This window comes from Salinicola lusitanus, from assembly GCF_003206045.1.
Lineage (GTDB): Bacteria > Pseudomonadota > Gammaproteobacteria > Pseudomonadales > Halomonadaceae > Salinicola > Salinicola lusitanus.
The window spans coordinates 183,811-209,902 of sequence record NZ_PZJM01000001.1; the positions used below are offsets into that span (position 1 = coordinate 183,811).

A 26,092-nucleotide genomic window follows, 5' to 3' on the forward strand; every position below is an offset into this window, starting at 1 on the left:
CACAAACCGAAACCGTCTTCGATCGGCTACAGCAGCTTGTCCAGCGTGATCGGCAGATCGCGAACACGCTTTCCGCAGGCGTTGTAGACCGCATTGGCCACCGCCGCGCCGACGCCGGTAATGCCGATCTCACCGACGCCGTGGGCCCCCATGGGCGTGTGCGGGTCGGGAATATCGGTCCACATCACCTCGATCTCCGGCACGTCCATCTGCACCGGCACGTGGTAGTCGGCCAGGCTGGGGTTCATCACCCGGCCACTGCGCGCATCGAACAGCGTCTCCTCCATCAGCGCCATCCCGAGGCCCATGATCATGCCGCCGCGGAACTGGCTAGCCGCCGTCTTGGCGTTGAGAATCCGGCCGCAGTCGAACGACCCGAGCAGGCGGCGAATGCGCACCTCGCCGGTGACCGCGTTCACCCCCGCCTCGCAGAAGATCGTGCCGAAGGAGTGCATCGACCAGTTGCCGAGTTCTTGCGATTCGGCGGCGCTCGCCTCCACGCAGAGTTCGCTGCGGCCGGCGGACGCCAGGATCTGACGATAGCTCTCGAAGCGCGAGCCATCGCCGATGGCGCCGAGGCCTGCGTCCCGGCATTCGATCTCGTCCGGCGAAAGACCGGACAACGGCGAGTGCTCATCCACCAGCGACAGCAGCTCCGTGACCAGCGCCCGCTGCGCGGCGATCACCGCACCGCCGATCGCCGCCGTCTGCTGCGAGCCACCCGCCAGCACGCTTCCGGCCAGCTGCGAATCGCCATACCGAAAAGCGATCTTCTCCACCGGCAGACCTAGCCGTGCGGCGGCGACCTGGGTCTGCACCGTCGCCGTGCCCATCCCCATCTCATGGGCGGCGATGCCCACGGTCGCGCCGTCGGGCGTGAGCGTGATGGTGGCCACGGCCCCGGGCATGCGCATGTAGGGATAGGTGGCCGTGGCGCAGCCCATGCCGATCTGCCACTCGCCGTCGTGCCGGCCACCGGGCGTCGCGCTGCGCTCGGACCAGCCGAAGCGTTCGGCTCCCGCGCGAGCCGCTTCCAGCAAGTGACGCGAGGAGAACGCCAGGCCGCTGGTGGGGTCGCGCTCCGGCTCGTTGCGCGCCCTCAGTTCGAGCGGGTCCATGCCGAGCTGGTCGGCCAGTTCGTCCAGGGCCGATTCCAGCGCGAAAGTGCCCACCGACTCGCCCGGCGCACGCATGAAGGTGTTGGCCAGCATGTGCATGTCCGCGACATCGATCGACAACCGGATATGGTCGGCCGCGTACAGGCACTTGGTCGCCTGGAAGAAGGGTTCGGGCAGGTTGTTGTGGCGAGTCATCGCCGCGACTCCCGAGTGGATCAGTGCCTGCAGCCTGCCCCGGTCGTCCGCCCCCAGGGCGACCCGCTGCTCGGTGCAGGCCCGTCCGCCGACCACTCGGTAGACGCCCTCGCGAGACAGCGCCAGCCGTACCGGGCGACCCGCGAGCTTCGCCGCCGCCGCGGCCAGGATCTGATGCTGCCACAGTGTCTTGCCACCGAAGCCGCCCCCCACGAACGGCGACGTGATGTGAATCCGCGAGATATCGATGCCGAACACCTCGGCCAGCGATGCCACGGCCAGATCGACGCACTGGGAGGCATCGTGAATTCGCAGCGTTTCGCCCTCGCCCTCTGGCTCGTTCACCCACGCAAGCGTCAACGCATGGGGCTCGATGGCATTGTGATTGTGGCGTGGAGTGGTATAGGTGGCGTCGACCCTGTAGGCGGCGGCTGCCAGGGCTGAATCGGCATCGCCCACGCGGATCTCGGCCGGCCCGCCGAGCAGGTTGTCCGGCTGGCGCGCCTGGGTCTTGGCGATCGCGAAATCGGTCATCGCCGGTTCGGCCGCGTAATCCACGCGGATACTCTCGGCGGCGGCATCGGCCTGTTCCTGGGTTTCGGCCAGCACCAGCGCCACCGGCTGGCCGTTCCAGTGGACGCGATCGGTCTGCATGATCGGATGATCGTCGCCGGCGGCGCCGTTGGGGGCGCGCAGGAACACCGGCGGGGTATTGAGCCGCGGTGCGTTCTGGTGCGTCATCACCAGCGCCACGCCGTCCAAGGACTCGGCGTCGCGGGTATCGATCCCGAAGATGCGGCCGTTGGCGATGGTGCTGTAGACCAGTGCGGCGTAGAGCATGCCGTCGAAGCGGAACTCGCCGGCGAAGCGCGCGCCGCCGGTGACCTTGTCCGCCCCGTCGACACGCGACAGCGGCGCGCCGATCCCGCTTCGCCCCTTCTCGCCCAAGGGATCCGGCCGCCCCTCCGGACGCCAGTAGTCGCCGGCCAGGGCGACGCCCGCGGGTTGGGTATCGCCCGACCGTCCTGTATCGAGAGCACTCATGCGTCACCTCCGTTACGCGCGTCCGAGAGACGCTGCGACAGTTCCGCGATCATCAGTCGTCGCGCCAGCTCGACCTTGAAGGTATTGCCCGGCAGCGGCCGGGCAGCGGCCAGCTCGGCGTCGACGGCGGCGGCGAGCGTCGCCGCGGTGGCCGGCTGGCCCCGCAGCGCCGCTTCCGCCTGCCAGGCCCGCCACGGTTTCGTCCCCACGCCGCCCAGCGCCAGGCGCGTATCGGCGATGGTGTCTCCGTCGAGCTCGACCATGGACGCCACCGATACCAGCGCAAAGGCATAACTGGCACGGTCTCGCACCTTGCGGTACTGGGAATGCACCGCCATCGCCAACGGCGGCAGCTCCACCGCGACGATCAGCTCCTCGGGTTGCAGTTCGGTCTCGAGATCCGGACGCTCGCCCGGCTCGCGATGGAGTTCGGTGATCGCCAGTTGCCGATCACCAGCGGGTCCACGCAAATGAACCCGCGCATCGAGCGCCACCAGCGCCACCGCCATGTCCGAGGGATGCGTGGCGATACAGGATGACGAGGTACCGAAAATGGCGTGGTAGCGGTGAAAGCCCTCGAGCGCATCGCAGCCCGCGCCCGGTTCGCGCTTGTTGCAGCGTGTCGCCGTGTCGTAGAAGTAGGCGCAGCGCGTCCGCTGCAGCAGGTTGCCGCCGACGGTCGCCATATTGCGGATCTGGGCGCTGGCGCCACTCAGGATCGCGCGGGCCAGCAGCGGGTAGCGGCGGCGGACCCGCGCATCGCCGGCCAGCGCGGCGTTGGTGACGGCGGCACCGATGATCAGGCCGCCCCCATCGGTGTCGGTGATATCGCGGGACAAGCGTGTCACGTCGATCAGGGTTTGCGGACGCTCCACGGTTTCGCGCATCAGATCGACCAGATTGGTGCCGCCGCCAAGATACTTCGCCTGCTGGCAACGCACGGCCTGCTCGATCGCCTGGGTGCCGTCGGCGGCCTGGTGATAGTCGAAGGCGTTCATCGCGCTATCTCCTCACCCAGCTCCTCGGCGAGCACCGCCGCAATCGCGTCGGCAATACCGTTGTAGGCCCCGCAACGACACAGATTGCCGCTCATCCGTTCGCGCAGCTCGTCACGCTGCCACTCGATCTGGCCCGCCGCCAGATCGGCCGTGACCGCACTCGGCAGGTCGCGTTCGAGTTCGCCGATCATGCCCACCGCCGAGCAGAGCTGGCCGGGGGTGCAGTAACCGCACTGGAACCCGTCGTGTTCGACGAACGCCGCCTGAACCGGATGCAGCTTGCCATGCTCGGCCAGCCCCTCGACCGTGGTGATCTCCCGGCCCTGATATTGAACGGCGAGTGCCAGGCAGGCGTTGATGCGCTCCCCGTCGACCAGCACGGTGCAGGCACCACAGGCGCCCTGGTTGCAGCCCTTCTTGGTGCCGCTGAGCTGGAACTGCTCGCGCAGCAGATCGAGCAGTGACGTTCGGAAATCCACCTCGGCCTCCCGAACCTGGCCGTTGATCGTCCATTGCATATCGAGCCTCGAGTCACGGTTGTGTATCGTTATCGGATTGTCGTCAGGTCGTTGCTAGGTGCGGATCGCGGGTGTTTGTCGAGCGTAGCTCGCTTCCCGGTCTGGCAAGATCTCTCTTTCGTGACGGCCCGATCAGACGATGCCGACTGCGCCTTTTCGGCCCCCCGGGTCGGAGATTTGGGCGCTCGTGGGCAATGGCAGGATCTCCAGCCGAATCGCCGTGCCCTGCAGCAGATCGGATAGCGCCTCGCCGCCGATCGCATCGAAGGAGGGAAAGCGGACGACGCGGGCCGCGCGCGCCCGGGCGAGCAGTGGCAGGAAGGTGAGAATCGGCCCCAGGGTGGCAAAGCGATAGGGTGAGGTCCGTCTTGCCCAGGGACAGCGACGGTCGGGCTCGGCGAGATATTCGACCGTGCCGATGGCGAGGAGATCCAGCCGCCCGTATCGATCGTCGATCCAGGCCGCCGCCCGCTGCAGCGCACCGGCATCGCCGATCGACAAGGGTAGACCGACCACGTCGCCAAGCGCCGCGTTCGGACCGGGCTGGGGAAGAGAGCCGGCGGGAGCGGTCGACTCGTCCAGCAACAGCGTCCCATCGGCCCAGCCCGATACCAGCAAGGCCCCGAGTTCGCTATCGTCGAGACCGAGACCCAGCGTGATACGGGAATCGGGTTCCATTCACTCTCTCCGGTCAGCCAAGAAGACGTCGGTTGACGCCGCTGCCGGAAACCCTAGTATTCTTCGCTATCCTACAAAATCCGTGACTTTATCCTACGTTTGGAAACCTCAGGCTCGGCCATCACCCCATGAGTGCATTCGACTCCCCTTCGCCCTCGCTCGGCGAATTCCTGCGCGCCAAGCGCGCCGACATCACCCCCGAGATGGCCGGTCTGCCGCCGGGTCGCCGTCGGCGCACGCCTGGCCTGCGCCGCGAGGAAGTGGCCAGCCGCGCCAGCATGGGTTCGGCCTGGTACACCGCCCTGGAGCAGGGTCGCGATGTGCAGCCCTCCGACCGGGCCCTGGCCTGCCTGGCACGTGCGCTGATGATGAACGAAACCGAGCGCGAACATCTCTACGCGCTGGCCGGACGCCCGGCGCCGCCGCGCGCCATCGATGGCGAATCGACGATCAACCCGATCCTGCAGCGCCTGCTCGACCGTCTCGAACCGGAACCGGCCTACGTCATGGACGCCTACTGGGAAGTGATCGCGTGGAATGATGCGGCCGCCGCACTGTTCAGCATCGAGCGCCCCGGCGACAAGCATCCACGCAACAAGCTGTGGTGGGTGTTCACCCAGAAGCGAGTGGAGACGCATCAGGCCGACTGGCTGAAATCCGCGCGCACGCTGGTGTCGATCTTTCGCAGCCAGGCCACACGCTACGCCGACGACCCGCGCATGCGCCAACTGATCGACGACCTGCTCGAGGCGAGCGACACCTTCCGCGAACTCTGGGCCGAGCAGGGTGTGCAAGAACTCGGCAGCGGCCGCAAGGCGATGCGAATGCCGGACGGCACCGACCGCGAGTTCGACTACCTGCCGCTGCGGATTCCCGACCTGCCCGGCGCCTGCCTGATGATCTATCTGGGGGTGGGCGGGGGTATCACGGACTGACTCCATCCGGGCGCTTCGGGAAGCCTCCCAAGGCTAGGTATCGTCATGGTGAAGGATGCCCAGTATCTCGCGTTTGAGATCGAGGAAGCGCGTTTCCATCACGATCTCCGAGGTCCGTGGTCGTGACAGGTTCACTTCGATGGTTCGACTGATGACGCCCGGCCGGCCACGCATGACATGGATCCGATCGGCGAGCAGGATCGCCTCGTCGATGTCATGGGTGACGAACAGCACGGTCTTGCTGTGGTGGCCCCAGACATCGAGCAGCAGCTGCTGCATGGAGAGCCGGGTCTGGCTGTCGAGGGCGCCGAACGGCTCGTCCATCAGCAGGATGTCGGGATCGTTGGCCAGCGCACGCGCGATCGCCACCCTTTGCATCATGCCGCCGGAGAGCTGGCGTGGCCAGGCCTCGGCGAAGCGCTCAAGCCCCACTTCGCGGAGAGAGTATTCGACGATCTCCTTGCGCTGAGCGGCTGGCAGGCGACGTCGCTTCAAACCATGCCCGCACTCCACGTCAGCGTCTTCGGGCGCGGCGCTCTCGGCGTGAGGCAGCGTTGCCATAAAGACGCATGAGCCATTGCGATGCCCTCACGATTGCTCGATGAAGGTGGGGTCGACGATATCGGCGTAAGTGGCACTGATATTGCGGTTCTCGAGCTGGTTCCAGGTATCGCGGGCCACATCGATCAGGGCGGAGATGGAGCCGGGCTCGTCCTGGGTGCCGAGAATACGCCGGTTGCCGGGCTCGCCGTAGAATTCGACGCCTTTGGTCGCCTCGGCCAGATCCGTGGGGTCCTTGAGGTAGCCACCAACCCCCTCTGCCATCAGTCGATAACACGCTTCCGGGCGGGACTTCAGGTAGTCGACAGCCCGGTAGAGACCGGCTACCAGCAGCGGTCGGTATGCTCAATCCGCGTAGGAGGGATCCTCGCGATCCAGGATGGCTTTCATCTCTTCGAAATGCGCCAGCGAGAAATCGCGGATGGATTCCCAGTCTTGCGCCGTGGCTTCGGCGACCTCGTCAGACAGCACGTTCAGCGGCTGGCCGGTGGCATACGCCTGAACCAGCGTGCGGCACCCGCGTTCGAGGGTGTACATGTCGTCGAACGCTTCGCCCACGGTCTGCGCCGCGACCATCACGCCGTGGTTACCCATCATCAGACGCGTCTTGTCGCCGAGGAGCGCCGCCAGCCGCTCTCCCTCCGCTTCGCTGTTGGCCATGCCGCTGAAGCCACTATCGATGGCGATACGATTGAAATAGCGCGCCGTGTTCTGGTCGATCGGCAACACCGTCGGGTCCTGCAGCGTCGCGACCGTGGTGGCATAAGGGGGATGCAGATGCAGGACGACCCGCGCCTGCGGCATCAGGCGATGCATCTGGCCGTGAATGGCCCAGGCCGTCGGATCGACGACCGTGGCGAGATCCGGGGCCTCGCCATCGAGATCGAACAGCACCAGATCACTGGCGCGGATGCGCGAGAAGTGCTTCCACTTGGGGTTCATCAAGAAGCGACGGCCATCGGCGGACACCGCTGCACTGAAATGGTTGGCGACGGCTTCGTGGAGACCTTGCCTGGCGACGATGCGGAACAGCGCCGCCATGTCGACACGGAGCTGCGCTTCATCGGGGAGCGACACGTTGGACATGATGAGAATCCTTGTCATTGTTCTGGTGACGCAGTCGAACGACCTATCGACTTTCGTCTCACTGCTGTCACGCTACTGAGCCGCGTTGATTTTTTAAAATATCTTTATTCGCTCTTCGGCATCAGTTTTTCCTATCCACGCCTCGGCCTCATGCCTCGGTCTGACTCAACTCGCTGTGCTTGAGAAACTCGCCCATGGCCTGAGCGGCCGGACTCAAGCGAACCCCCTTCAACGTCGCCATGCCGACGGTCAGCGCGCGGACCTCCCCGTCCAGCGGGATCGTCCGGAACGACTTGCCATCCAGCGCCAGATGTCGCCCCGGTGGCACGTTGAGCAGCGAGAAGCCAAAGCCATTGGCCACGAGGCCACGCACCATGCCCAGCGAGGTCGCACGGTGTGCGATCTTTGGCTGGCGTGGCGCATCGATGAACAGCGACAGGAAGTAATCCCGACTCATGGGCCAATCGAGCAGTACCATCGGATACTCGCTGAGCATGTCGATGGATAGCCGCTCATGCGCCGCCAGCGGATGATCGGGGGCGACCGCCGCGTAGGGTGGAAAGCGGCACAGCGGTTGAAACTCGATATCTTCCGGCACCTGCATGTCATAGATCAGCCCGAGCTCGTAGCGACCTTCCCGCAACCCCTCCACGATATCGACCTGATGCCCCTCGTCGCATTGGGGCACGACCCGGGGAAACTGGGTAAGGAACGACTGCATCAAGCGCGGCATGAAAATGGGCGCGAAGGTGTGAAAGGCGGCCATGTTCAGCGGGCCGGCGATCTCTTCACCCAGCGATATCGCGAACTGCATCAGGCTGTCGGCATCGTAGAGCAGACTGCGCGCCCGCCCCAGCAGTTGCGTGCCCGCCGTGGTCAGCGACAGCCCCTGGGCATGGTGCCTGACAAAGAGTCGAACGCCGGAGGCTTCCTCGAGGTGGGCGATCGCGGCGGAGATCGAGGGCTGGGAGACGTGAAGCTGTTCCGCCGCTCGGGTCACGCTTTTCAGTTCACCGGCAACGACGAAGTATCGCAATTGCTTCAGGGTGGCATGCAGCATCTGGGCTCCCTGGCACAGCCTGGAGTGAGGGAAACGAGCGTCATCTCGCGACGAGATGACGATGCGTTTCAGCATCTTGCACCCACGCCGGTGGGGCGTCCATGCCGACCCCGCCGCCGCTCAGTCATCGACATGATTGGGCGCCGGTGCCGCCTCGAACAGGGTGTTCCTCTCGAGATAATTGCCGAGAAATTGCGCGAGCCTGGGTGACTGGGGGTGTCTGAACAGCCGCGTGGGCGGGCCTTGCTCCACGATATGCCCCTGATCGAGAAACAGCACGCGATCGGCGACCTTGGCGGCGAAGCCCATCTCATGGGTCACCACCACCATCGTCATGCCCTCCTCGGCGAGCTGTCTCATGACCTGCAACACCTCACCGACCAGCTCGGGGTCGAGCGCCGAGGTCGGCTCGTCGAACAGCATGATCGCCGGCGACATCGCCAGTGAACGCGCGATGGCGACACGCTGCTGCTGGCCGCCGGAGAGACGATTGGGCCAGGCATCGGCCTTTTCGGCCAGCCCCACCTTCTCCAGGGTCGTCAGTGCCAGTCGGCGGGCATCGGCACTCTTCATCCCCCGTACCCGCAGCAGCGCTTCCATCACGTTCTCGACGACGCTGAGATGCGGCCACAGATTGAACTGCTGGAACACCATACCCATGTTGCGACGCACGTCGCTCAAGCGAGAGGGGCGCGAGCGCACGCGACGGCCGTCGCGTGCGCGATCGTAGCCCAGCAGCTCCCCTTCGACGAACACCTCGCCGTCGTCGTAATTTTCCAGAAAGGCGAGGCTGCGAAGCAGCGTGCTTTTACCCGAGCCGGAAGGCCCGATCAGACAGACGACCTCGGAACGCTGGATCGACAGATTGATATCCTGCAGCACCGTATGCTCGCCGAACCGCTTGCTCATGCCCCGGGCTTCGAGCATGACGTCGCCGGCCGAACGCTTCGCTGTTGACTGGTTCATGCGGCGGACTCCCGCGGCTTGAGGGCGCCTCTTTGCCGCACGCCCTGGGTGAGATAACGGCTGGCTCTGCGCTCGAGCCACTGACCCAGACGAGAGCAGAGCTCGGCCAGGAGGAAGTAACCGACACAGAGCGCCAGCAGGGTTTCGACGTAGGCGAAGGTTTCGGCACCGATGCCGGTGAGGACGAAGGTCAGTTCAGGCACCGTGATGATCGACAGTACCGGGGTCTCCTTGCCCAGGATGGTGGTGAAATTGACCAGCGCCGGCAGGATGAGAACCAGCATCTGCGGGATCTGTACGCGCCAGATGATCTGCCAGGGGGTCATCCCCAGCATGGCGGCCGCCTCCTGCTGTCCACGCGGAATCGACGTGAAGCCGGTGCGAAAGATCTCGGCGAAGTAGACGCTGCCATAGATTCCCAAGCCGATCAGGCCAGCGGCCATGGGTGACAGCGAGAGGCCCAGACTCGGCCCCCCGTAGTAGAGCAGGAACAGCTGCACCAAAAAGGGCGTCGCCCGAATCACCTCGATATAACAGCGCAGCACGCCACGGACCCAGGGGCCGGCGCTGAGCTGGATCACGGCAATGATCAGCCCCACGATCGCACCGGCAAGCACCCCGCCGCCCCAGGTCCAGAGCGTGACGAGAAAGCCGCTGCCGATCTCGCTGGCATGCTCGGTCAGAACCGTGAGATCCATTACGCTCTCCCCTTCGCGAAGCGGCGTTCGAGCCGCCCGGCAAGTAACGCCAGGCTGATGTTGACGACGCAGTAGAGCACCGCCGCGGCGAGATAGAACTGCAGCTGAAGGAAACTGCTGGCCGCGAGGTTCTGTGCGGTACGGGTCAACTCCGCCAGCCCGACCGCCGAGATCAGCGATGAGGCCTTGATCAGCAGTATCACTTCATTGAGCAGGGCGGGCAGCGTGGCGCGCAGCGCTTGCGGCAGCTCGATTCGCGTCAGGATGGTGCGGCCGCTGAGCCCCAGCAACCGGGCGGCCTCGACCTGCCCCGCCGGCAGTGTCAGCAGGCCACCCCGCAGGATTTCGGCCAGATAGGCCCCACTGCACAGGGCCAGTCCGGCGATAGCCGCCACCCAGGCGGGAACATCGAGTCCCAGTCGCGGCAGCAGGTAATAGATGAAGAGCAACTGGATCAGTAGCGGAATGCCCCGGAACACGCTGATATAAGCCCCTCCGAGCCGACGCAGGGCACCGCGCTCGGAGAGCTTCAGCGAGCAGACTCCGATCCCGATCAGGAAGCCGAGCGCCAGTCCACACGCCGACAACCAGATCGTGTTCCACAGGCCCGCCAGCAGCAGCGGCAGGCCCTGGATCAGCAGCGCAAGATCGAACATCGAATGCCCCCGTTACTGGGCAGGCACCGGGTGGTCGGGCACGTCCATCTTCTGCCCGATCCATTGTTCCTGCAGCGCGGCCAGTCGGCCGTCGGCGCGCATCTTCGCCAGCACATCGTTGAACGTGTCGATCAGTCGCTGAGAGTCGTCACCGCCACGACCGATGTAGGCGAAATAGCTCTTGGGCCCGAAGGACGGGGTCACCACCTTGAACAGCGAGGGTCGCTGCTTGGCGAGATAGGCAATATTGGGCAGGGAGTTCGCCACGGCATCGAGACGCTTCGCGGCCAGGTCGGCGTAGGCCTGGTTGTTGTCGACATACTCCCGGATCGCGACCGGCGGGTCGAGTGACTCGGCATAGGCTTGCAAGGTGGCCAACTGCGCCGAAGCCTTGCCGGCACCGACGGTCTTGCCGGCGATATCCTCCGGCGCCGAGATGTCGTCGTCATTGGCACGGATCATCAACGCAACGGAACTCTCGGCCACCGGATCGGTAAAGCGATAACGCTGCATGCGCTCACTGGTGATGATCAGCGGGCCGGCGACCATATCGTACTTGCCCGCCTCCAGCCCGGGCAGCACGCTGGGCCACGGCAGGTCGACGAATCCCACCTCGACGCCCAGCGCCTTGCCGACCGCCTCGAAGACCGCCTTGTTGAAACCTGTCTGTTTGCCGTTCTCCAGATAGTCGAACGGCGCAAACTGCATCTCGGTGCCGACACGGAGCACGCCGCGCGCCTTGACGTCATCGAGCGTATCCGCCTGCGACGACGCCATTGCCGAAAGACCAAGTGCCATCAAGAGAGTCGCTACTGCCAGTTTTTTCATGGTTCGTTCCACCGGGTTTTGTCGTTGTTGGGGTGTTGCCTAACCAGTTGTTCGATAACGCCAGATCACAGCGTGGCGTCGATGCCTGCCTGCTGTACGAAGAACGAAGCTCCTTTCGGCTTCTGCGGCAGTTTCATCACGTTGGCCGTGGTGCGGACTTCGCCGCTCTCCTCGCCGCGTAACAGCATGCCCTGGTGCTGACTCGGCAAGGGGTTGTCGCCATAAGGGAGCGCATCGTCGGCCGCGTACACCGTGATGAACAAGGTTCGCGGCAGCGCCGAGGCGTTCGGTGCGGAAGCGTGCAGCAGGCGGGTGTGCATGAAGCAGACCGAACCGGCCGGCCCCACACATTCGACCGGTGACTGACACTCGCGGCCGATCACCTCGTCATCGACGCCGCCGGTGAAGCGGCCGCCCTGCCAATGAGAGTAAAGCGGGTGCCTGTGGCTGCCCGGGATGACCTGCAACGGGCCGTTCTCGGCCGTCACCTCGCCCACCATCAGCAGTGCAGTGACCAGATCGTCATTGCTGTGAGGCGTGAAGAGAAAATCCTGGTGCCACTTCACCTGGGTCTCGGTGCCCGGCAGCTTGGCGTTGATCTTGCTGTGGTGGAAACGCACGCCACCGGCTCCGATCAGCGCGTGCACCATGTCGGTCATGCGCGAATCCGTCGCCACCTGCAGATAGGCGGGCGAGATCTCGGTCGGCGATGCCACCCGGCGCAGCGAGGGATGCTCGGCGCTGTGATCGCCACCGACGTCGAAACGCGGCCGGCGATCCAGCGTCTCACCATAGGCCGCGGTCTGCGCGCGGCTCTCATCGACCCAGCCATTGAACGCGGCGTTGAGCGCTTCGAGCTCGTTGGCGCTGAGCACGTTCTCGACGACCAGATAGCCGTTGCGTTGGAATTGTTCGATCTGAGCTTCGGTCAACACGTTGTCACCCCCTTATCTTGTCGCTTCGGGAATTGGTCGGGGTCTGGCTCACTGATCCCCCGGGACGCCGTAACTCGGCGCCGCCTCCGGCTGGCGTGCGCGCGTGACATAGGCTTCGAGCTGCGGCGCGTAGCGCGTCCACAGCCCGCGCAGCTCGGCAATCGGGGCGTCATGCCAATCGACGCGCAGGTCGACGACGGGCCAGGACGCCTCGGGACGCGCCACCACCAGGCCGGCGGAAAACACCGCGCCCGCTTCACCGCCGGCGGCCAGGCCAGCCTCCATGGCGATCAGCAGTCGCTCCGCCAGTGGCCCTGCACTCTGCTCGAACGCCGTGACCATGGCCCGCGGCACCTCGGCATCGGCCAGTAGATTGCCGGCCGCCACGCAGTCGAGGCCAGCAGCTCGGCCGACCACGCCAAGGGCGTTGTCACCGTCATAGACGGCCGTGCGCCCCTCACCGTCGATCAGCAGCAACTGCCGGTACTGCGGGGCAGGTTCTCCCTCGATCAGCCGCGCCAGCGCCGCCTGCGGCGACAGGCCCCGCGCCATGAGTGCCAACCCCTCGGAGCCCAGTGCCGGATTGGTGACGTTCTGCGTCAAGACCGCACCGCCGGGGCCGGCAAAGGCGCAGCGCGCCGCCACGCAGATGCTCGATGAGCTGACCGCGCAGCCGGTTTCGCCGGTCTCGGCACAGCGCGCCGCGATCGAAAAGGTCATGCCTCATCCTCCTCGGGGATCACCGCGATCACGTCGATCTCCATCAGCCACTCCGGCTGCGCCAAGCCGGCGACGACCAGCCCGGTCGAGATCGGGAAGACCCCACGCAACCACTGGCCGACTTCACGGTAGACCGGCTCGCGAAAGCGCGGGTCGGTGATATAGGTGGTCGTCTTGACGATGTGCGAAAGATCGCTGCCGGCCTCTTCGAGCAGCTGCTTGACGTTCTTCATCGCCTGCTCGGCCTGGGCGCGGGGATCGCCCAGGCCGACCAGCCTGCCATCGAAATCCGTTCCCACCTGACCGCGTACGTAGACCGTATTGCCGGCGCGGACGGCCTGGCACAGATCGTTGTCCAGGGTCTGATTAGGGTAGGTCTTCTGGGTGTTGAACATGCGGATGCGGGTATGCGTCGGCATTAGCTGACCCTCCGAGGACGAGAATCTGTCGAGGACGCGGCTTCGCTGGCTGTCGGCGGCCTCGAGACGGGATCGGGTGAATCGTAGTGGGCGAGATAGTGGCGCATCTTGGCGATGTGATCGGCGATGTGCTTGGCGTCGTGCCAGACCCCCCAGATGAAACTGGAGCCGCGCCGGGAGAGCCACGGCAAACCGAGGAAATAGATGCCGGGCTCGCTCGAGACCCCGCGCTGGTGGCTGGGCCTGCCATTCGCATCGAAGGCATCGACTTCCAGCCAGCGATAATCCTGCGCGAACCCGGTTGCCCAGATGATGGTGGTGATGCCGGCTTTCGCCAGATCGAGTTCGGCAAGCGGATTGGTGACGCAATCCGGATCGGGCGGAATTACCCGCGCTTGCGGCTCCAGCGGCAAGTCGAGGCCGTTGCGCGCGGCATAGGCATCCGCACTGTCCAGCAGCGACAGATAGTTGGCGTCGCCGGCGTCGAGATTGGCGCGGAGATCGGGGGCGAATCGCGCCACGCCGACATCGAACGATTCGGTGCGCCCGACCAGCGTCACGCCCGCGTGGGCCAGCTCGCGAAAATCGATGGTGTAGCCGCCACGCGCACCGGTGACGGCGATGGTGACGTGTTCCGAACCCGGCTTGCGCACCTCGTTGTCCCACTCCCCCAGCACCCCGAGCCACCAGCAGAAATCGCGCCCGCGGTAGGCGCGCGGCGGGCGATGGTGTGGTCCCACCGAGAGATAGACCCGGCGCCCGGCAAGATTGAGCTCCGCCGCCACCTGCGTGCCTGACGAGCCAGCGCCGACGACGAGAACGGCACCCTCGGGGAGCCGCTCGGGGTTACGGTAGTCGGCCGTGTGCAGCTGTGTGAAACGCCCGTCCTGCGGCGCGATGGCGGGAATGACCGGTGTCTGGAAGGCGCCCGTGGCAGCGACCACCCGCTGCGCCTCGATCGTGCCCTCAGAGGTTTCCACCGTGAAGCCCGGCCGTCCCTGATTCGGTGTCACGCGAGTGACCTCGACACCAGTGCGAACGGGAACCTCGAATTGCCGCGCATAGGCTTCGAAATAGTCCGCCACCTGCTCCTTGGGCACGAAGCCGTCCGGCGAGATCGCGGGAAATGTCAGGCCAGGAAAGCGATCATGCCAGGCGGGGCCATTGGCCACCAGCGAGTCCCAGCGCGCCGTTCGCCAGCGTTCGGCAATGCGATCGCGCTCGAGTACCAGGTGGGCAACGCCGTGTCGGCTCAGGTGTTCGCTCATGGCAATGCCCGCTTGCCCGGCGCCGACCACGAGCGTGTCGGTGGAAGTACTCATTGTGGCTCCAGCGTGCGTGAAGTTGTTATTGACACTCTTCACCCAACACTAAAGACGTAGATTTCATCGTTAAAATATTGTTATCCGTTCTTTGAGATCAGGAAAACCAATGCAAGACGGGCAAACTTGCTCGCCAGCAATCGCGCTCGGCTGCCCGATGACGCAGATCGAAATAGAGGCCGGCGTCACGGAAAGGGAGCCATCACGCGCTCGTCATCAACATGGAGTTGGGGGGGACATTACCCATCGGCGAGCCACTCGCGGTAGAGTTCAGGCGTGGTAATCGTGAGTCCCCAACGTTGTTTCAGGAGGAAACATGGAGTTCATCCGAAAAAAGAGCTGTCGAATCGGTATCGTTGCGGCCGGCCTGTTGGTGCTGCTGGCCGGTTGTTCGGATTCGTCTTCGGACGCGGACGACGCCGCCGGCGGCCAGGCGTCATCGACGCCACAGGCAACGACTCAGGAACCGGCACAGGCCACCGCCGAGCGACCGTCGGACGCGGGTGGCGCAACCCAGGGCGGGGATGGTTCCCAGATCACCCTCGATGCGCTGACAGCGTCGGATATCGACGAGGCCAACCTCTCGGGCGAGCTGGGCTGTCAGTTCTCGACGGAGCGAGCTTCGCCGCTGCTGGTCGCGATGGGGAATGTCGACTCGTCCTCGGCGGCCCAGGGCGTGGTCAAGGTAGCCGGCTACGTGGAGCGCGTCTCGGCGCCAGGCGGCTTCGACGGCATGACCGACAACCCGACTTTCGAGGGCAAGGGCAAGACGCTCAGCATCGAGGTGACGGGCGAACCCAGCGAGGGCGGCGAGTCGCCCGCACGGCCGGCGACGCTGACCTACGACCGGGCCGATGGCGCCCAGCGCACGCTCGAAGGCGAGTGGCAGTGCGGCCCGTAAGCCTCGACGGCGCCAGCGAGCTGTCGTGACGAAGGGCTTCTCGACCGCGCTGGCCGTCAATGGCACCAGGCGTCGCCCAACGCGGCGGCCGCCTCTGCGATGATCGTCTCCGGCGCGTCGCGTCGGCTGACCAGCCCTTCCAGATACACGAATTGCGGCGCGCGAATGCCCAGCGTATTCAGCACGGCTTCGAGATGGGGGGTGAGGAAATTGGGCTGCTGCGATTCTCCGGCGCGGTGAAAGCCGCCGGAACTGACGATGACGAGCGTCGCCCGGTCCGCCAGCAGACCCACCTTGCCCTGCGGGGATGCCGCAAAGGTCCGATGGATGCGCAGCACGTAATCGACCCAGAGCTTCAATGCCGCGGGCATGCCGAAGTTATGCATGGGGGTCGCGATGATCAGCCGGTCGGTGGATTCGAGCTCTTCGATCAGGCGCTCGGATAACGCCAGCGTCGCGTTTGCGCGAGGCATGGGATCGCGCAACGTCAACGCCCGGGCATAGTCCATCGTCAACGGCACCAGCGGCTCGGCGACGAGATCCCGCACCAGCAGGGCGCTTCCCTGTCGCGCCGCGATCTGCCGCGCCAGACGGCTCCCCAAGGCCTCGTCGCGGTGCGGGCTGGCGGTCACGAGCAGTGTTCGTATCGTCACGATGCCGTCTCCTCGACGCTCAAGGCTTCCACGAAGTGCATGCCTCGGGAAAGCAGCCCCTGCCGGAAGTAGAAGCGCTGTGCCAGTGCCATGCCCAGCCCGGTATCCAGCACCAGATGACGGCATCCCTCAGCTCTCGCCTCCTCGCGCACGGACGCCAGCAGCCGCGCCCCCAGACCGTGGCGACGGCCTGCTGCGCTGACGACGAGATCGTCGACATAGACGTAGCGGCCATAAAGCAGGTTTTCGGTCAGTCGATAGCCCGCCAGTCCGACGACCCGATTCCGCTCCCACGCCGCCAACAGCCGATATCCCAGAGCCATCTGGCGCATGATCTGGCTGACGAAGGTCTGCGGCGCGTCGAGAGGCGGGCGAAGCTCACGCATGACATCGAAGCAGCGCAGACACGCCTGCTCCGTCGTCACCGGTAGTAGTCGAACGGTGGTCATCGGACATCCTCCTTGTGAAGAGGAGTCAGGTTAGAATCGGACAGATCCGCTTGGCAGCGCCAAGACGTCTTCGATCTTCTGGGACATCGACATGTCCAATACCCGACTTCGGCTCGACCGTACGCAGAGCGTGCCGATCTACCGGCAGCTCTACCAGCGCCTGCGCGAAGCGATGACAGACGGGCGCCTGCCACCCGGCAAACGGGTGCCTTCGGTACGCAGCCTCGCCAGTGAGCTGAACCTGTCGCGCGGCACGGTGGAGTTGGCGTATCAACTGCTCGTCAGCGAAGGGTATCTGCTGCCGCGAGGCCCGGCGGGCACGATCGTTTCGCCACACTTGCCCGACGCCATGGGTCCGGCCCCGACACCGGATACGATGGCCGGGCAGGCGCCGGAGTCCGATCTCGAACCGCCGCAACCGTTCCAGCTGGGGCTTCCGGCGCTGGACGCCTTCCCCCACAAGTTGTGGGCACGCCTGAGCCAGCGCCGACTCCGGGTCCAGTCCAGCGCCGAACTGAACTATCCGCCGCCGACGGGCCATCCGGCGCTGAAGCGCGCCCTGGTGAGCTACCTCGGCGTGTCGCGAGGCATCGCCTGCCAGCCCGAACAGATCTTCATCACCGACAGCTATCGGGACACGCTTGGCCTGATCTGCCGGGCCCTGCTGACACCCGGTAACAGGGGATGGTTCGAAGAGCCGGGCTACGTGATGGCGCGGGAACGACTGCTGGGCGAGGGGATGCACCTGACGCCGGTGAGCGTCGACGGCGAAGGAGTGAATGTCGAAGCGGGGTGCTCACGCGACGCCCAGGCCCGTTTCGCCGTGGTCACGCCCACGCATCAGAGCCCCACCGGGGTGACGATGACGCTGGCCCGCCGCCAGGCGTTGCTGGCATGGGCGCAGCGGGAAGCGGCCTGGATCATCGAGGATGACTACGACAGCGAGTACCGCTATCGCGGCCAGCCCGTCCCGGCACTGAAGAGTCTCGATGGCGACGAACGCGTGCTCTACACCGGCACGTTCAGCAAGGTGCTGTTTCCCGCCATCAAGCTGGCCTACCTGGTGGTCCCCCGCGCCCAGGTCGCGACCTTCCAGCACGCGACGCGGGGTCTGGGTCATGGCTCCCCGACGTTGAACCAGGCGGTGGCGACGGATTTCATCGAAGAGGGCCATTTCGCCCGCCACCTCAAGCGGATGCGGGCGCTCTATCAGATGCGGCGTGAACACCTTCGACAGGCGCTCGAACACCATCTGGGCGACCGGATTCACATCGACCTACAAGCCGGCGGGATGCACCTGCTGGCTCGTCTTCCCGACGGCGCCGACGACGTGACCCTCGCGAGACGGGCGGCCAGCGCCGGGCTGGGTGGGCATGCACTGTCCGCCTGGTACCTGAGCGCGGCAAAAGAGTCCGGGCTGTTGCTGAGCTTTACCAACGTCATCGATGCGGCCCATGCCGATGCCCTGGCCACTCGGCTGGCCGCGCTCATGGCATGACGCGTCGCAGGTCATCTCGCGATGGCCCAGAAATCGTCGCCGGTCTTGGCTCTGTGCGACCTCACGCCGGCACCTCATCCTGTCCCGGTATCTGGTTCGCATCTTCCCATGACCCACTACCCAGACAGGTGAACGACATGCAAGCCCGCGTGAATTACTACCAGACCTCTCCCAAGGCCGCACAGAAATACATCGATTTCAACATGGCACTGTCGCAGAGCGAGGTAATCAAGGAGATCAAGCATCTGGTGACGCTGCGAGCGTCTCAGCTCAACGGCTGCGCCTTCTGCGTCGACATGCACGTCAAGGAGGCGAAGATCGACGGCGAGCGCGAATTGCGCCTGCACCACGTTGCGCTGTGGCGGGAATCGACGCTGTTCACCCCCCGCGAACGGGCCGCCCTGGCCTGGACGGAAACCTTGACCCGACTGCCCGAGCATGGGGTCGATGATGGCGCCTACGACAACGTGCGCGGCCACTTCTCCGAGGCGGAGCTCTCGGACCTGACCTTCCTGATCGTCGCCATCAACGGCTGGAATCGTCTCAGCATCGCCTTCCAGGCCATTCCCGGCTCAGCCGACAAGGCCTTCGGGCTGGACAAGGCGGGACTGTGATCGGACGCTACCGGGCCTGGCACCGAGTGCGCTGCGGGGTCAATGCACCACATTGCGGATGAAGCGCAGCGTGCCACGCCCATCGTTGCGATAGCGATAGGGCTGGTTACTCGGATAGACATGGAAGTCGCCGGCGGGGATGACGATATCCCCCGTCGAAAGCTCCAGCGTCAGCGTGCCTTCGATCACCACCAGCATTTCGTGCCAGCCGTTGTCGTCGGCCGCCGACTCGTAGATATCTCCCGGTGCGAGCGACCAGGACCACAGCTCGACCTCCTGGCGGGCCGGCTTGCTCGCCAGCAGCCGCGCCCGGCTCTCCGGCGAGCGGCCGACCCAGGCCACCTCGTCGATGCGCGCGGAGTCTTCGCTGTCCGGCGGCTGGACCAGCGCGTAGAACAGCACGCCCAGCGCTTCGGCCAGACGATCCAGCATGCCCAGACTGACGTTGACGTCGCCCTTCTCGATATTGACCAGCATGCGCCGACTGACCCCGGCCCGCTCGGCCAGGGCCTGCTGGCTCAGGGAGACCGCCTGACGCAGGCGCCTGACATTGGCGGCCACGTGCACCAGTACGTCGGGGCGCTCGTTAGAGTTGTGCAATATATTGCCCATCCGTACAATCGCGACTCTCGTCCCATGCCGCTCATCGCCAAGGCGATAAGCGGTCACGTTTTGGCGAGTCATCATGCCGCAGACCTCGGGAGGTGTCATGTCAGTCGCCATGCGCGAATTCTTCGCCAGAATCTGGCCGGTGGCCATGCTGATCGTGGCGATGTGCTCGATCCAGAGCGGCGCCTCCGTCGCCCAGTCGCTGTTCCCGGTCATCGGCGCCACCGGCACCACCTCGATCCGCCTGATCCTCGCCGCCCTGCTGCTGCTGCTCGTCATGCGCCCCTGGCGCCGGCCGCTGAGCCGTCGCGCCTGGAAATCGACGCTCATCTACGGCGTCTCGCTGGGCGTCATGAATCTCCTTTTCTACCAGGCCTTGCGGACCGTGCCGCTGGGGATCGCGGTGGCGCTGGAGTTCACCGGGCCGCTGGCGGTGGCGATGCTCTCGTCACGGCGCTGGCTGGATCTGCTCTGGGTGGCCCTCGCGGTACTCGGTCTGATCTGCCTGCTGCTGCTGGGCGATGGCGGCAGCGGCCCGATCGACCCCTACGGCGCGGCCTGCGCCCTCGGCGCCGGCGTCTGCTGGGCACTCTATATCCTGTTCGGGCAGAAGGCCGGGGCGATCAATGGCGCCCAGAGCGCCACCCTCGGTATCACCATCGCCGCGGTGGTCATCGCCCCGGTGGGGTTGCTCGACGCGGGTACGGCCATCTTCGCGCCTGAGGTGCTGCCGTACGCCCTGGCAGTGGCGATACTCTCCACCGCGCTGCCCTACACCCTGGAGATGATCGCCATGCCACGGCTGCCGACCCAGACCTTCGGTACCCTGATGAGCCTCGAGCCCGCCGTGGGCGCGCTCTCCGGCCTGCTGTTCCTGGGCCAGCTGCTGGGTACGCTGCAGTGGTTGGCGATCGGACTGGTGATTGCCGCCTCGATCGGCACCACGCTGACGATCCGGCGCCGCGATACCTTCGAGGCGCCAGTGCCGGATTGAACGCGCCCGCGTTCCTGCGGCGAGGCCCGGACTGCACGAACGTTCCAGACCCCGGCGTCCCTTTCTGGCATGCTGCCAGGATCGAACCGGCGTAGCGCATCGATGGGCAGCCGGACGGGAGGCAGCATGACATCGACGAACTGGATCGATCTGCGACAGGACCGCGATACCGGCATCGAGACGATCCGTGCCCACTTCGAGGGCCACGCCTACGATCCCCACTGGCACGACAGTTATCTGATCGGCTTCACCGAGCAGGGCGTGCAGCAGTTCCACTGCCGCCGCGTTCGTCACGACAGCACACCCGGCCACCTGTTCTTAGTCGAGCCCGGCGAGATTCACGACGGCCATGCGCCGGCCGAGGGCGGTTTCACCTACGCCATGCTCTACCTCGACCCCGACTGGCTGCAGCGTGAGCTGCGCCAGTTTGCGACCGCCGGCACCGTTGCCGGCGAACCGGGCTTCGCCTCGACGCTGGTCGACGACACCCCATTGATCGCGAGCATCGCCCGCGCCTTCACGACCCTGCGTCAGTCGACGTCGCGGCTCGAACGCGACGACGCTCTCGATGCCCTGCTCCAGGGCCTGGTGCCACACCTGGGCTGGCGCCGACGTCCGTTGACGGATCCGCGTCTGCCGCGCGCCGCCCGTCGGGCGCAGGAACTGCTGCATGCAAACTATGCCGAGGATATCGGCCTGCAGACCCTGGCCGAGCAGTGCGGCGTCGACCGGTTCCGGCTCACCCGCGCCTTCAAGTCGGCCTTCGGCCTGGCACCTCATGCCTATCTGGTGCAGTTGCGCCTGAGCCTCGCCCGCCAGCGGCTCGCTGCCGGCGAATCGCCCGCCTCGGTTGCCAGCCAGCTCGGTTTCGCCGATCAGAGCCATCTGGGACGCTGGTTCCGGCGCGCCTACGGTCTGACGCCGGCGAGCTATCGCCAGCGCTGCGGCCGGGGCGGTTGAATCGGCCTGGGGCTTCGGTAAACGCCGGTTGCGGGGCGCTGTTGAAGCGGCTTCGAAGCAATTCCGGGGCGCGGCTGCTCAAACCTTCCAGACCCTGGGTGACAACGGCGCGATAGTGGCGGCTCCATGCTATTTCCGGAGTCGATCATGTCCGCCTGGTTACCGTTCACCCTGTTCGCCTTCGTCGCCTCGATCACGCCGGGGCCGACCAACCTGCTGATACTCGCGCAGGGCTCGCGACGGGGCTGGAAAAGCGCCCTTCCCGCCGTTTTCGGCGCCAGCCTGGCGGCGGCGGCGATCGTGCTGGCGGTGGGACTGGGGCTATCGCAGACGCTACTGGCCTACCCCCTCGTGCGTCGACTGATGGCGGCGATCGGCGTGGCCTGGTTGAGCTGGCTGGCGTGGCGGCTCTTTCGCAGCCCGCCACCGGAAGTCGAGGCCGGAGACGAGATATCCGTCGCGCCGGCATTCGGGGCGCGCCAGGCCGCCGGCTTGCAGTTGATCAATCCCAAGACCTGGATGATGGCGCTGTCGGTCGTCGGTGTCTTCGCCGGCCCGGCCTCCCGCGCGCTGGATATCGGTCTGCTGGCCCTGACGTTCGGTGTCGTGGCCCTGCCCTGCCTGGCGCTCTGGGGGCTGGTGGGCAGCGGTGTCGCCCGGCTGTTCCGGCACCCGTATCAGTGGCAGTGGTTCAATCGCGTGCTGGCACTGCTACTGTTGACAGTGGCGTGGTGGAGTCTACTGATCACGGGCTGACCAGTTGCCGGCGTCGCGGCGTCAGCCCTCGCTGCCGAGTCGCCGGCGGAGCCCCCGAACCTCTGCGCGAAGCGCCTCGCAACGCGCTTCCAGGGCCTGTCGCGTGGCGGGATCGGGTAGCGCTTCGAGATTGGCCCCGGCCCCGATCACCAACGCCTCCAGCGCCGCGCCGAGCATGGTGGCGCCGGCCAGCGTGTCGCTGCGCATCGCCGGCGAGGTCAGCGGCAGCGCCTCGAGCGCCAGCACCAACCCCTCCCGGCATCGCTCGGCGGCGGCCAGCGGAATCCGGATCGACGCCTCACGAGCCTCATCTAGGGCCGAATCGCACGGATCCGATTCGGCGGTATCATCGTGCGATCGCCGTTGCGCCTGTAGATAGTCGTCGAATGCCGCGGCGTCGTCGTCGACGGCCTCGGCCAGTGCCTGCTGCAACGCGTCTCCTTCGGCTATCAGACGCTGGCGATGCGGATCGGTTTCCCCCCGATGCAAGCGCACGCCCTTGAGGATCAATGCCAGGCCCAGGCAGCCGTTCAACGCCGCGGCAGCACCGCAACCCGGCGTGGACCGCGTTTCGACGGCGTGCTGGAAATCGGCGAGCGAGGCGTGCCAGAGCGAGGATGAGGTCGACATGAAAGCTCCCGGAGAGGATCGATGTCTCAGCATAGACGCCGCCACGGAAAGCGTGGCAAATCAAGGGCTCGATGCGAGCCGAAAGGGGGTCATCGGGAGGTATGGGTAGGAAAAACGGGGGGAGCACCATGGCGAAGCGGCCGCAGATCGTTTCAGGCCGCTTGGCGATGGCGCCCTCCCTCGGACGACCGCCCTTTGCGGGAGTAGCTGCCCTTGCCTTTCTTCGGTTTCTGTTGCTGCTGTCGGAATCGGGGCGAGCGCAGTGTCGCCTTCAGCGCGTTGTCCCGAATGGGGTGTGATGCCATTTGACCTCCAGGTTCGTTCGACTTCACGGATGGGGGGCATAGCCTAGGGCCTCAGCCAAGCGCTTGGAACCCCAGAACCCGAGGCTCGCGCCTGGTCTCACGAAAAAGCCGGCTCCGTCGCGGCCGCACGGATGGTGTGAATAGGCCTAGGCAGTGTCGGCAAGCTTTCAAGCGACGCGAGCCACCAGATGCTCGTAGAGCACGGTACAACCGATTCCGATCAGGACCAGCCCTCCCACGATTTCGGCCCGCTTGCCGATCAGCGATCCGATCGCGCGACCCAGCATGATGCCGACGGTGACCATTAGCATCGTCGCCAGGCCGATTGCCGCCGCCGCCACGACGATGTTCACATCGGTAAAGGCCAGCGTCACGCCGACGGCCATGGCGTCGATGCTGGTGGCCAGCGCCGTGAGCGCAAGCAGCCAGCCCGATTTGCGCTCCGGTGCGCTGCCGTCGTCCGCCTCGACCGGGACCGGCTTGAACCCTTCCCAGATCATGTGGGCACCGAGCGCCCCCAACAGCACGAAGGCGATCCAGTGGTCCCATTCGGACACGAACCGCGTGGCGGCCAAGCCGATAGCCCAGCCGATGACCGGCGTGATCGCCTCGACCGTTCCGAAAATGGCACCGATGCGCAGTGCCTCGGGGAACCGGGTACGCCGGAGAGCCGCACCCTTGCCGACCGAAGCAGCGAAGGCATCGGTCGACATGGCGAAAGCGAGTATGAACAGGGATGCAGGATTCATTGTCCGTTCCAGCCGGTGGTGTTGCCACGACATTCGCCGTACCCGACTCGTACCGCGGATGCCCATGGTCTCGCCAACCGGTCTCGGCGTTCGTGCCACGGCATTGCCGGGTGTGTTGACACGGACATCACGACCAGCAAGGTGCAGTCGTGATCGGCTACTCCCCAAGGAGGTCTCAGACTATAGCCACGAAAACGAAGAACGGCAATAAATGATTGAATTTAAAGGGAAAAATTCACCTCGGTTAATTCATGTCGTTGACGTTAATCAAGTTAACGCCGGTTGGACTTTGATGACGAGGTTACGGGCCGGTACGGCAAGATTGGCAGCGATCGTGACGAACCGCAGCGTAGTGGTGACACTGCGAGATCAAGTCGGAATGCGTCATTCCCGATGACGCCATGATGCGACACGGGGATGGAAAAATGCTCGCGCTGCAAACCGTTCATGCAGACGTAATTCAGATGAAACTAATTCAGAAATAACTCAAAACAAGAGCATGAAAAAACCCGACGAAAAAGGTGTGCACTTTAATGCACGTTGACCATCGGGCGGCATCGAGTCACTGAAATGAAGAAGAGTGCCACCATGGATTGAAACGCTCATTTCAACGTAACGAGGGGTAATAAATGCATACCAGGAATCGATTGAACGGCCATTCAATATAGATCTTTTTCTTTATAATCAAAATCTTGCTTCAAACAATATGGCTTTCCTTCCGTTACTCTACAGCAACGCAAAACATCAAAGTTTTACTTCCAAGCCGTCGCATTGTCATTCGCAGCCAGTAGTCTGAATTGCGTTGGATCGCGTTCCCAAAGTTTGGTCGATATCGAGAACCCGGTCCGGCACCTCTTCAAACCGCTGGAATGGCGGACCTTGAATTTCACGCTACCAGGAGAAATACCATGGCTACGCCCGCAATCGATCCGTCAACTTCGAATGACAGCGCAGACTCTTCCATCGATCAATTGAAGGCCGTGTTTGATCAGGCGATCGAGAAATCCGCTGAAATCACCAAGGTCACGACCGAGAAGAAGACCATGCTCGATGCGACCAAGCAGCGTCCGCAGAACTGATGCGGAGAAGTCGCGGGCGAAACCACGCCGCCCGCGACGCTCTTCCCAACCACGGCAGTGCGTCCGGGACGCATCGGACATAGCGACGATGGAGAATGCTGGATTTTCTGGAGTTTCCTTGGCTGTCCGCCTCGACGAATCCGGTACGGACAGCCAAGGAATTTCTTCCCGCATCGTACGACACTAGCGAGTCAAGCGCATGAACACCGTCACCTCCCCCATGGCGTCGGCAGGCGAAGTCGTTGCGACGCTCACGGTCACCGCTGGACTGCATCACGGCGCGACGATGGATCTCGGCGAGCCAACCTGTCGGATTGGCAGCGACGAAGCCGCCGATATTCTGCTGGGCGACCCCGGCGTGGCACCCGAGCACCTGGTACTGCGGTTCCACGGACGCCAGCTGGCGGTCGAAGCGATCGGCGGCGATATCGTCTTCAACGGTCGCGTCGTGCACCAGGGGACCGGCCAGCGCGGCGAGCTTCCGGCCGAGTTGCGCTTCGAGGGCGTGTCACTGACGCTGTCGCGTCCCTCCGCGCCCTCGATGATCCCGGCACTCCCCAAGCTCCCGGCCCTGCCACCACGCTGGCGAACCTCGCTCAATCGAGGCGCCACGTTCACCGCGCTGGTGGCGACGCTCGGCGTGCTGGCGGTCTACGAATTCATCGACGTCAATCAGGCTGGCGCCAATATCGGCGGTTACTCGACGGTCTCCCTCGATCCCCAGGCGCTCGACGGAGCGCATCGGCTGACCACGGAGAGCCGCCCGGGCCCGGCGGAAGCGCTACGTCGCCAGCTCTCGGACGCAGGCCTCGACTCGCTGAGCGTCGTCGATCACGGCGGTTACCTGAGCGTATCCGGCCAGTACGCGGCGGCGCAGGGCGCGGCCTGGGACCAGACCCAGCGCTGGTTCGATCAGCATTACGGCGGCCATCAGGTGCTGCTCAACGACGTCAAGGCCCGGCAGGATGCCGCACCACCCGACCTGAAGCTGCAGGCCGTGTGGCTGGGCGACAGCCCCTATGTCATCGACGGCCGCGGGAAGCGACTCTATCCCGGCGCCGCGCTCGAATCCGGATGGGTGATATCCGCGATTCAGCCGGACCGCATCACGCTGAGCCGCGGCGACGACCAGTTCGCGCTGACGCTCTGAATGAGAGA

The 26,092-nt window shown here is 65.2% G+C and carries 31 protein-coding genes; 9 read left to right on the plus strand and 22 right to left on the minus strand.

Translation table 11 applies throughout. The features are described 5' to 3' along the window. Positions 1-26 precede the first annotated feature (26 nt). The 4 genes from DOM45_RS00855 to DOM45_RS00870 form a co-directional block, all read right to left on the minus strand. Positions 27-2,357, minus strand: coding sequence for a xanthine dehydrogenase family protein molybdopterin-binding subunit (locus DOM45_RS00855; RefSeq protein ID WP_110597626.1), 2,331 nt, complete (start codon positions 2,355-2,357; stop codon positions 27-29). Further along, positions 2,354-3,355, minus strand: coding sequence for an FAD binding domain-containing protein (locus DOM45_RS00860; RefSeq protein ID WP_110597627.1), 1,002 nt, complete (start codon positions 3,353-3,355; stop codon positions 2,354-2,356). Before DOM45_RS00860 ends, DOM45_RS00855 begins: the two co-directional genes overlap by 4 nt. Continuing rightward, positions 3,352-3,873, minus strand: coding sequence for a 2Fe-2S iron-sulfur cluster-binding protein (locus tag DOM45_RS00865; protein WP_110597628.1), 522 nt, complete (start codon positions 3,871-3,873; stop codon positions 3,352-3,354). The genes DOM45_RS00860 and DOM45_RS00865 overlap by 4 nt, the downstream gene beginning before the upstream one ends. A gap of 132 nt (positions 3,874-4,005) precedes the next feature. Beyond that, complete coding sequence (locus tag DOM45_RS00870) at positions 4,006-4,551, minus strand: hypothetical protein (RefSeq protein WP_110597629.1); 546 nt, start codon at positions 4,549-4,551, stop codon at positions 4,006-4,008. A gap of 128 nt (positions 4,552-4,679) precedes the next feature. On the opposite strand from DOM45_RS00870, the gene DOM45_RS00875 reads away from it, so the two are divergent. Further along, complete coding sequence (locus tag DOM45_RS00875; protein WP_110597630.1) at positions 4,680-5,486, plus strand: helix-turn-helix transcriptional regulator; 807 nt, start codon at positions 4,680-4,682, stop codon at positions 5,484-5,486. Between the two features lie 33 nt (positions 5,487-5,519). Here DOM45_RS00875 and DOM45_RS00880 read toward each other — a convergent pair whose 3' ends face one another. The 12 genes from DOM45_RS00880 to DOM45_RS00935 form a co-directional block, all read right to left on the minus strand. Next, complete coding sequence (locus DOM45_RS00880; RefSeq protein ID WP_425353318.1) at positions 5,520-5,981, minus strand: ABC transporter ATP-binding protein; 462 nt, start codon at positions 5,979-5,981, stop codon at positions 5,520-5,522. 93 nt (positions 5,982-6,074) lie between these two features. Then, positions 6,075-6,311: a hypothetical protein gene (locus tag DOM45_RS00885; RefSeq protein WP_110597632.1), complete on the minus strand. Its 237-nt coding sequence runs from the start codon at positions 6,309-6,311 to the stop codon at positions 6,075-6,077. An 81-nt stretch (positions 6,312-6,392) separates the two neighbouring features. Then, positions 6,393-7,133, minus strand: a complete 741-nt coding sequence (locus tag DOM45_RS00890) for a class II aldolase and adducin N-terminal domain-containing protein (RefSeq protein WP_110597633.1) — start codon at positions 7,131-7,133, stop codon at positions 6,393-6,395. Between the two features lie 148 nt (positions 7,134-7,281). Beyond that, on the minus strand, positions 7,282-8,193 hold the full coding sequence (locus DOM45_RS00895; protein ID WP_110597634.1) for a LysR family transcriptional regulator: 912 nt from the start codon (positions 8,191-8,193) through the stop codon (positions 7,282-7,284). A gap of 120 nt (positions 8,194-8,313) precedes the next feature. Continuing rightward, a complete protein-coding gene (locus DOM45_RS00900; protein WP_110597635.1) occupies positions 8,314-9,159 on the minus strand; it encodes an amino acid ABC transporter ATP-binding protein in 846 nt (281 codons plus the stop codon). Further along, on the minus strand, positions 9,156-9,857 hold the full coding sequence (locus DOM45_RS00905; RefSeq protein WP_110597636.1) for an amino acid ABC transporter permease: 702 nt from the start codon (positions 9,855-9,857) through the stop codon (positions 9,156-9,158). The genes DOM45_RS00900 and DOM45_RS00905 overlap by 4 nt, the downstream gene beginning before the upstream one ends. Then, positions 9,857-10,513, minus strand: coding sequence for an amino acid ABC transporter permease (locus tag DOM45_RS00910; protein ID WP_110597637.1), 657 nt, complete (start codon positions 10,511-10,513; stop codon positions 9,857-9,859). Before DOM45_RS00910 ends, DOM45_RS00905 begins: the two co-directional genes overlap by 1 nt. 12 nt (positions 10,514-10,525) lie before the next feature. Beyond that, a complete protein-coding gene (locus DOM45_RS00915; protein ID WP_110597638.1) occupies positions 10,526-11,341 on the minus strand; it encodes a transporter substrate-binding domain-containing protein in 816 nt (271 codons plus the stop codon). Positions 11,342-11,406: 65 nt separating this feature from the next. Next, on the minus strand, positions 11,407-12,276 hold the full coding sequence (locus tag DOM45_RS00920; protein WP_110597639.1) for a phytanoyl-CoA dioxygenase family protein: 870 nt from the start codon (positions 12,274-12,276) through the stop codon (positions 11,407-11,409). 48 nt (positions 12,277-12,324) lie between these two features. Then, a complete protein-coding gene (locus DOM45_RS00925; protein ID WP_110597640.1) occupies positions 12,325-12,996 on the minus strand; it encodes a DUF1028 domain-containing protein in 672 nt (223 codons plus the stop codon). Next, the gene (locus DOM45_RS00930; protein ID WP_110597641.1) at positions 12,993-13,415 is read right to left on the minus strand and encodes a RidA family protein; all 423 of its coding nucleotides are present in this window, start codon (positions 13,413-13,415) and stop codon (positions 12,993-12,995) included. Before DOM45_RS00930 ends, DOM45_RS00925 begins: the two co-directional genes overlap by 4 nt. Then, a complete protein-coding gene (locus tag DOM45_RS00935; protein ID WP_110597642.1) occupies positions 13,415-14,737 on the minus strand; it encodes a flavin-containing monooxygenase in 1,323 nt (440 codons plus the stop codon). Before DOM45_RS00935 ends, DOM45_RS00930 begins: the two co-directional genes overlap by 1 nt. Positions 14,738-15,053: 316 nt before the next feature. Here DOM45_RS00935 and DOM45_RS00940 point away from each other — a divergent pair, with 316 nt between their 5' ends. After that, complete coding sequence (locus DOM45_RS00940; RefSeq protein ID WP_110597643.1) at positions 15,054-15,638, plus strand: hypothetical protein; 585 nt, start codon at positions 15,054-15,056, stop codon at positions 15,636-15,638. 56 nt (positions 15,639-15,694) lie between these two features. On the opposite strand, the gene DOM45_RS00945 is transcribed toward DOM45_RS00940, so the two are convergent. Further along, the gene (locus tag DOM45_RS00945) at positions 15,695-16,291 is read right to left on the minus strand and encodes an FMN-dependent NADH-azoreductase (RefSeq protein ID WP_157958315.1); all 597 of its coding nucleotides are present in this window, start codon (positions 16,289-16,291) and stop codon (positions 15,695-15,697) included. Then, complete coding sequence (locus DOM45_RS00950; protein WP_110597645.1) at positions 16,288-16,740, minus strand: GNAT family N-acetyltransferase; 453 nt, start codon at positions 16,738-16,740, stop codon at positions 16,288-16,290. The genes DOM45_RS00945 and DOM45_RS00950 overlap by 4 nt, the downstream gene beginning before the upstream one ends. A gap of 91 nt (positions 16,741-16,831) precedes the next feature. On the opposite strand from DOM45_RS00950, the gene pdxR reads away from it, so the two are divergent. Both pdxR and DOM45_RS00960 read left to right on the plus strand, forming a co-directional pair. Continuing rightward, positions 16,832-18,238 carry a MocR-like pyridoxine biosynthesis transcription factor PdxR gene (gene pdxR, locus DOM45_RS00955; protein ID WP_110597646.1) on the plus strand — a complete coding sequence of 469 codons (1,407 nt, stop codon included), beginning with the start codon at positions 16,832-16,834 and terminating at the stop codon, positions 18,236-18,238. 137 nt (positions 18,239-18,375) lie between these two features. Continuing rightward, the gene (locus DOM45_RS00960; RefSeq protein WP_110597647.1) at positions 18,376-18,852 is read left to right on the plus strand and encodes a carboxymuconolactone decarboxylase family protein; all 477 of its coding nucleotides are present in this window, start codon (positions 18,376-18,378) and stop codon (positions 18,850-18,852) included. A 39-nt stretch (positions 18,853-18,891) separates the two neighbouring features. Here the strand turns inward: DOM45_RS00960 and DOM45_RS00965 are convergent, their stop codons facing one another. Continuing rightward, positions 18,892-19,452, minus strand: coding sequence for a helix-turn-helix domain-containing protein (locus DOM45_RS00965; RefSeq protein WP_240612246.1), 561 nt, complete (start codon positions 19,450-19,452; stop codon positions 18,892-18,894). 109 nt (positions 19,453-19,561) lie between these two features. Between DOM45_RS00965 and rhtA the strand changes: the two genes are divergently transcribed. The 3 genes from rhtA (at position 19,562) to DOM45_RS00980 (ending at position 22,171) form a co-directional block, all read left to right on the plus strand. Next, on the plus strand, positions 19,562-20,455 hold the full coding sequence (rhtA, locus tag DOM45_RS00970; RefSeq protein ID WP_232822117.1) for a threonine/homoserine exporter RhtA: 894 nt from the start codon (positions 19,562-19,564) through the stop codon (positions 20,453-20,455). A gap of 126 nt (positions 20,456-20,581) precedes the next feature. Continuing rightward, positions 20,582-21,415, plus strand: coding sequence for an AraC family transcriptional regulator (locus tag DOM45_RS00975; RefSeq protein WP_110597650.1), 834 nt, complete (start codon positions 20,582-20,584; stop codon positions 21,413-21,415). A 147-nt stretch (positions 21,416-21,562) separates the two neighbouring features. Then, on the plus strand, positions 21,563-22,171 hold the full coding sequence (locus DOM45_RS00980; RefSeq protein ID WP_110597651.1) for a LysE family translocator: 609 nt from the start codon (positions 21,563-21,565) through the stop codon (positions 22,169-22,171). A gap of 21 nt (positions 22,172-22,192) precedes the next feature. On the opposite strand, the gene DOM45_RS00985 is transcribed toward DOM45_RS00980, so the two are convergent. From DOM45_RS00985 to mntP, 3 genes are all read right to left on the minus strand, one after another. Continuing rightward, on the minus strand, positions 22,193-22,801 hold the full coding sequence (locus DOM45_RS00985; protein WP_157958316.1) for a cyclodeaminase/cyclohydrolase family protein: 609 nt from the start codon (positions 22,799-22,801) through the stop codon (positions 22,193-22,195). Positions 22,802-22,953: 152 nt separating this feature from the next. Next, positions 22,954-23,106: an alternative ribosome rescue factor ArfA gene (gene arfA / locus DOM45_RS00990; protein ID WP_110597653.1), complete on the minus strand. Its 153-nt coding sequence runs from the start codon at positions 23,104-23,106 to the stop codon at positions 22,954-22,956. A 167-nt stretch (positions 23,107-23,273) separates the two neighbouring features. Next, positions 23,274-23,855, minus strand: a complete 582-nt coding sequence (gene mntP, locus DOM45_RS00995; RefSeq protein ID WP_110597654.1) for a manganese efflux pump MntP — start codon at positions 23,853-23,855, stop codon at positions 23,274-23,276. A 908-nt stretch (positions 23,856-24,763) separates the two neighbouring features. On the opposite strand from mntP, the gene DOM45_RS20155 reads away from it, so the two are divergent. Continuing rightward, entirely contained in the window at positions 24,764-24,934 is a 171-nt protein-coding gene (locus DOM45_RS20155) for a hypothetical protein (protein WP_167404610.1), read from the plus strand. A 199-nt stretch (positions 24,935-25,133) separates the two neighbouring features. Then, the gene (locus DOM45_RS01000) at positions 25,134-26,084 is read left to right on the plus strand and encodes a SctD/MshK family protein (protein WP_110597655.1); all 951 of its coding nucleotides are present in this window, start codon (positions 25,134-25,136) and stop codon (positions 26,082-26,084) included. The last annotated feature ends 8 nt before the right edge of the window (positions 26,085-26,092 follow it).

Excerpts from the sequence above, each read along its gene's own strand:
- DOM45_RS00855 (WP_110597626.1), bottom strand. The coding sequence starts at position 2,357 with ATGAGTGCTCTCGATACAGGACGGTCGGGCGATACCCAACCCGCGGGC.
- DOM45_RS00860 (WP_110597627.1), bottom strand. The coding sequence starts at position 3,355 with ATGAACGCCTTCGACTATCACCAGGCCGCCGACGGCACCCAGGCGATC.
- DOM45_RS00865 (WP_110597628.1), bottom strand. The coding sequence starts at position 3,873 with ATGCAATGGACGATCAACGGCCAGGTTCGGGAGGCCGAGGTGGATTTC.
- DOM45_RS00870 (WP_110597629.1), bottom strand. The coding sequence starts at position 4,551 with ATGGAACCCGATTCCCGTATCACGCTGGGTCTCGGTCTCGACGATAGC.
- DOM45_RS00875 (WP_110597630.1), top strand. The coding sequence starts at position 4,680 with ATGAGTGCATTCGACTCCCCTTCGCCCTCGCTCGGCGAATTCCTGCGC.
- DOM45_RS00885 (WP_110597632.1), bottom strand. The coding sequence starts at position 6,311 with ATGGCAGAGGGGGTTGGTGGCTACCTCAAGGACCCCACGGATCTGGCC.
- DOM45_RS00890 (WP_110597633.1), bottom strand. The coding sequence starts at position 7,133 with ATGTCCAACGTGTCGCTCCCCGATGAAGCGCAGCTCCGTGTCGACATG.
- DOM45_RS00895 (WP_110597634.1), bottom strand. The coding sequence starts at position 8,193 with ATGCTGCATGCCACCCTGAAGCAATTGCGATACTTCGTCGTTGCCGGT.
- DOM45_RS00900 (WP_110597635.1), bottom strand. The coding sequence starts at position 9,159 with ATGAACCAGTCAACAGCGAAGCGTTCGGCCGGCGACGTCATGCTCGAA.
- DOM45_RS00905 (WP_110597636.1), bottom strand. The coding sequence starts at position 9,857 with ATGGATCTCACGGTTCTGACCGAGCATGCCAGCGAGATCGGCAGCGGC.
- DOM45_RS00910 (WP_110597637.1), bottom strand. The coding sequence starts at position 10,513 with ATGTTCGATCTTGCGCTGCTGATCCAGGGCCTGCCGCTGCTGCTGGCG.
- DOM45_RS00915 (WP_110597638.1), bottom strand. The coding sequence starts at position 11,341 with ATGAAAAAACTGGCAGTAGCGACTCTCTTGATGGCACTTGGTCTTTCG.
- DOM45_RS00925 (WP_110597640.1), bottom strand. The coding sequence starts at position 12,996 with ATGACCTTTTCGATCGCGGCGCGCTGTGCCGAGACCGGCGAAACCGGC.
- DOM45_RS00930 (WP_110597641.1), bottom strand. The coding sequence starts at position 13,415 with ATGCCGACGCATACCCGCATCCGCATGTTCAACACCCAGAAGACCTAC.
- DOM45_RS00935 (WP_110597642.1), bottom strand. The coding sequence starts at position 14,737 with ATGAGTACTTCCACCGACACGCTCGTGGTCGGCGCCGGGCAAGCGGGC.
- DOM45_RS00940 (WP_110597643.1), top strand. The coding sequence starts at position 15,054 with ATGGAGTTCATCCGAAAAAAGAGCTGTCGAATCGGTATCGTTGCGGCC.
- DOM45_RS00950 (WP_110597645.1), bottom strand. The coding sequence starts at position 16,740 with ATGACCACCGTTCGACTACTACCGGTGACGACGGAGCAGGCGTGTCTG.
- pdxR (WP_110597646.1), top strand. The coding sequence starts at position 16,832 with ATGTCCAATACCCGACTTCGGCTCGACCGTACGCAGAGCGTGCCGATC.
- DOM45_RS00960 (WP_110597647.1), top strand. The coding sequence starts at position 18,376 with ATGCAAGCCCGCGTGAATTACTACCAGACCTCTCCCAAGGCCGCACAG.
- rhtA (WP_232822117.1), top strand. The coding sequence starts at position 19,562 with ATGTCAGTCGCCATGCGCGAATTCTTCGCCAGAATCTGGCCGGTGGCC.
- DOM45_RS00975 (WP_110597650.1), top strand. The coding sequence starts at position 20,582 with ATGACATCGACGAACTGGATCGATCTGCGACAGGACCGCGATACCGGC.
- DOM45_RS00980 (WP_110597651.1), top strand. The coding sequence starts at position 21,563 with ATGTCCGCCTGGTTACCGTTCACCCTGTTCGCCTTCGTCGCCTCGATC.
- DOM45_RS00985 (WP_157958316.1), bottom strand. The coding sequence starts at position 22,801 with ATGTCGACCTCATCCTCGCTCTGGCACGCCTCGCTCGCCGATTTCCAG.
- arfA (WP_110597653.1), bottom strand. The coding sequence starts at position 23,106 with ATGGCATCACACCCCATTCGGGACAACGCGCTGAAGGCGACACTGCGC.
- mntP (WP_110597654.1), bottom strand. The coding sequence starts at position 23,855 with ATGAATCCTGCATCCCTGTTCATACTCGCTTTCGCCATGTCGACCGAT.
- DOM45_RS20155 (WP_167404610.1), top strand. The coding sequence starts at position 24,764 with ATGGCTACGCCCGCAATCGATCCGTCAACTTCGAATGACAGCGCAGAC.
- DOM45_RS01000 (WP_110597655.1), top strand. The coding sequence starts at position 25,134 with ATGAACACCGTCACCTCCCCCATGGCGTCGGCAGGCGAAGTCGTTGCG.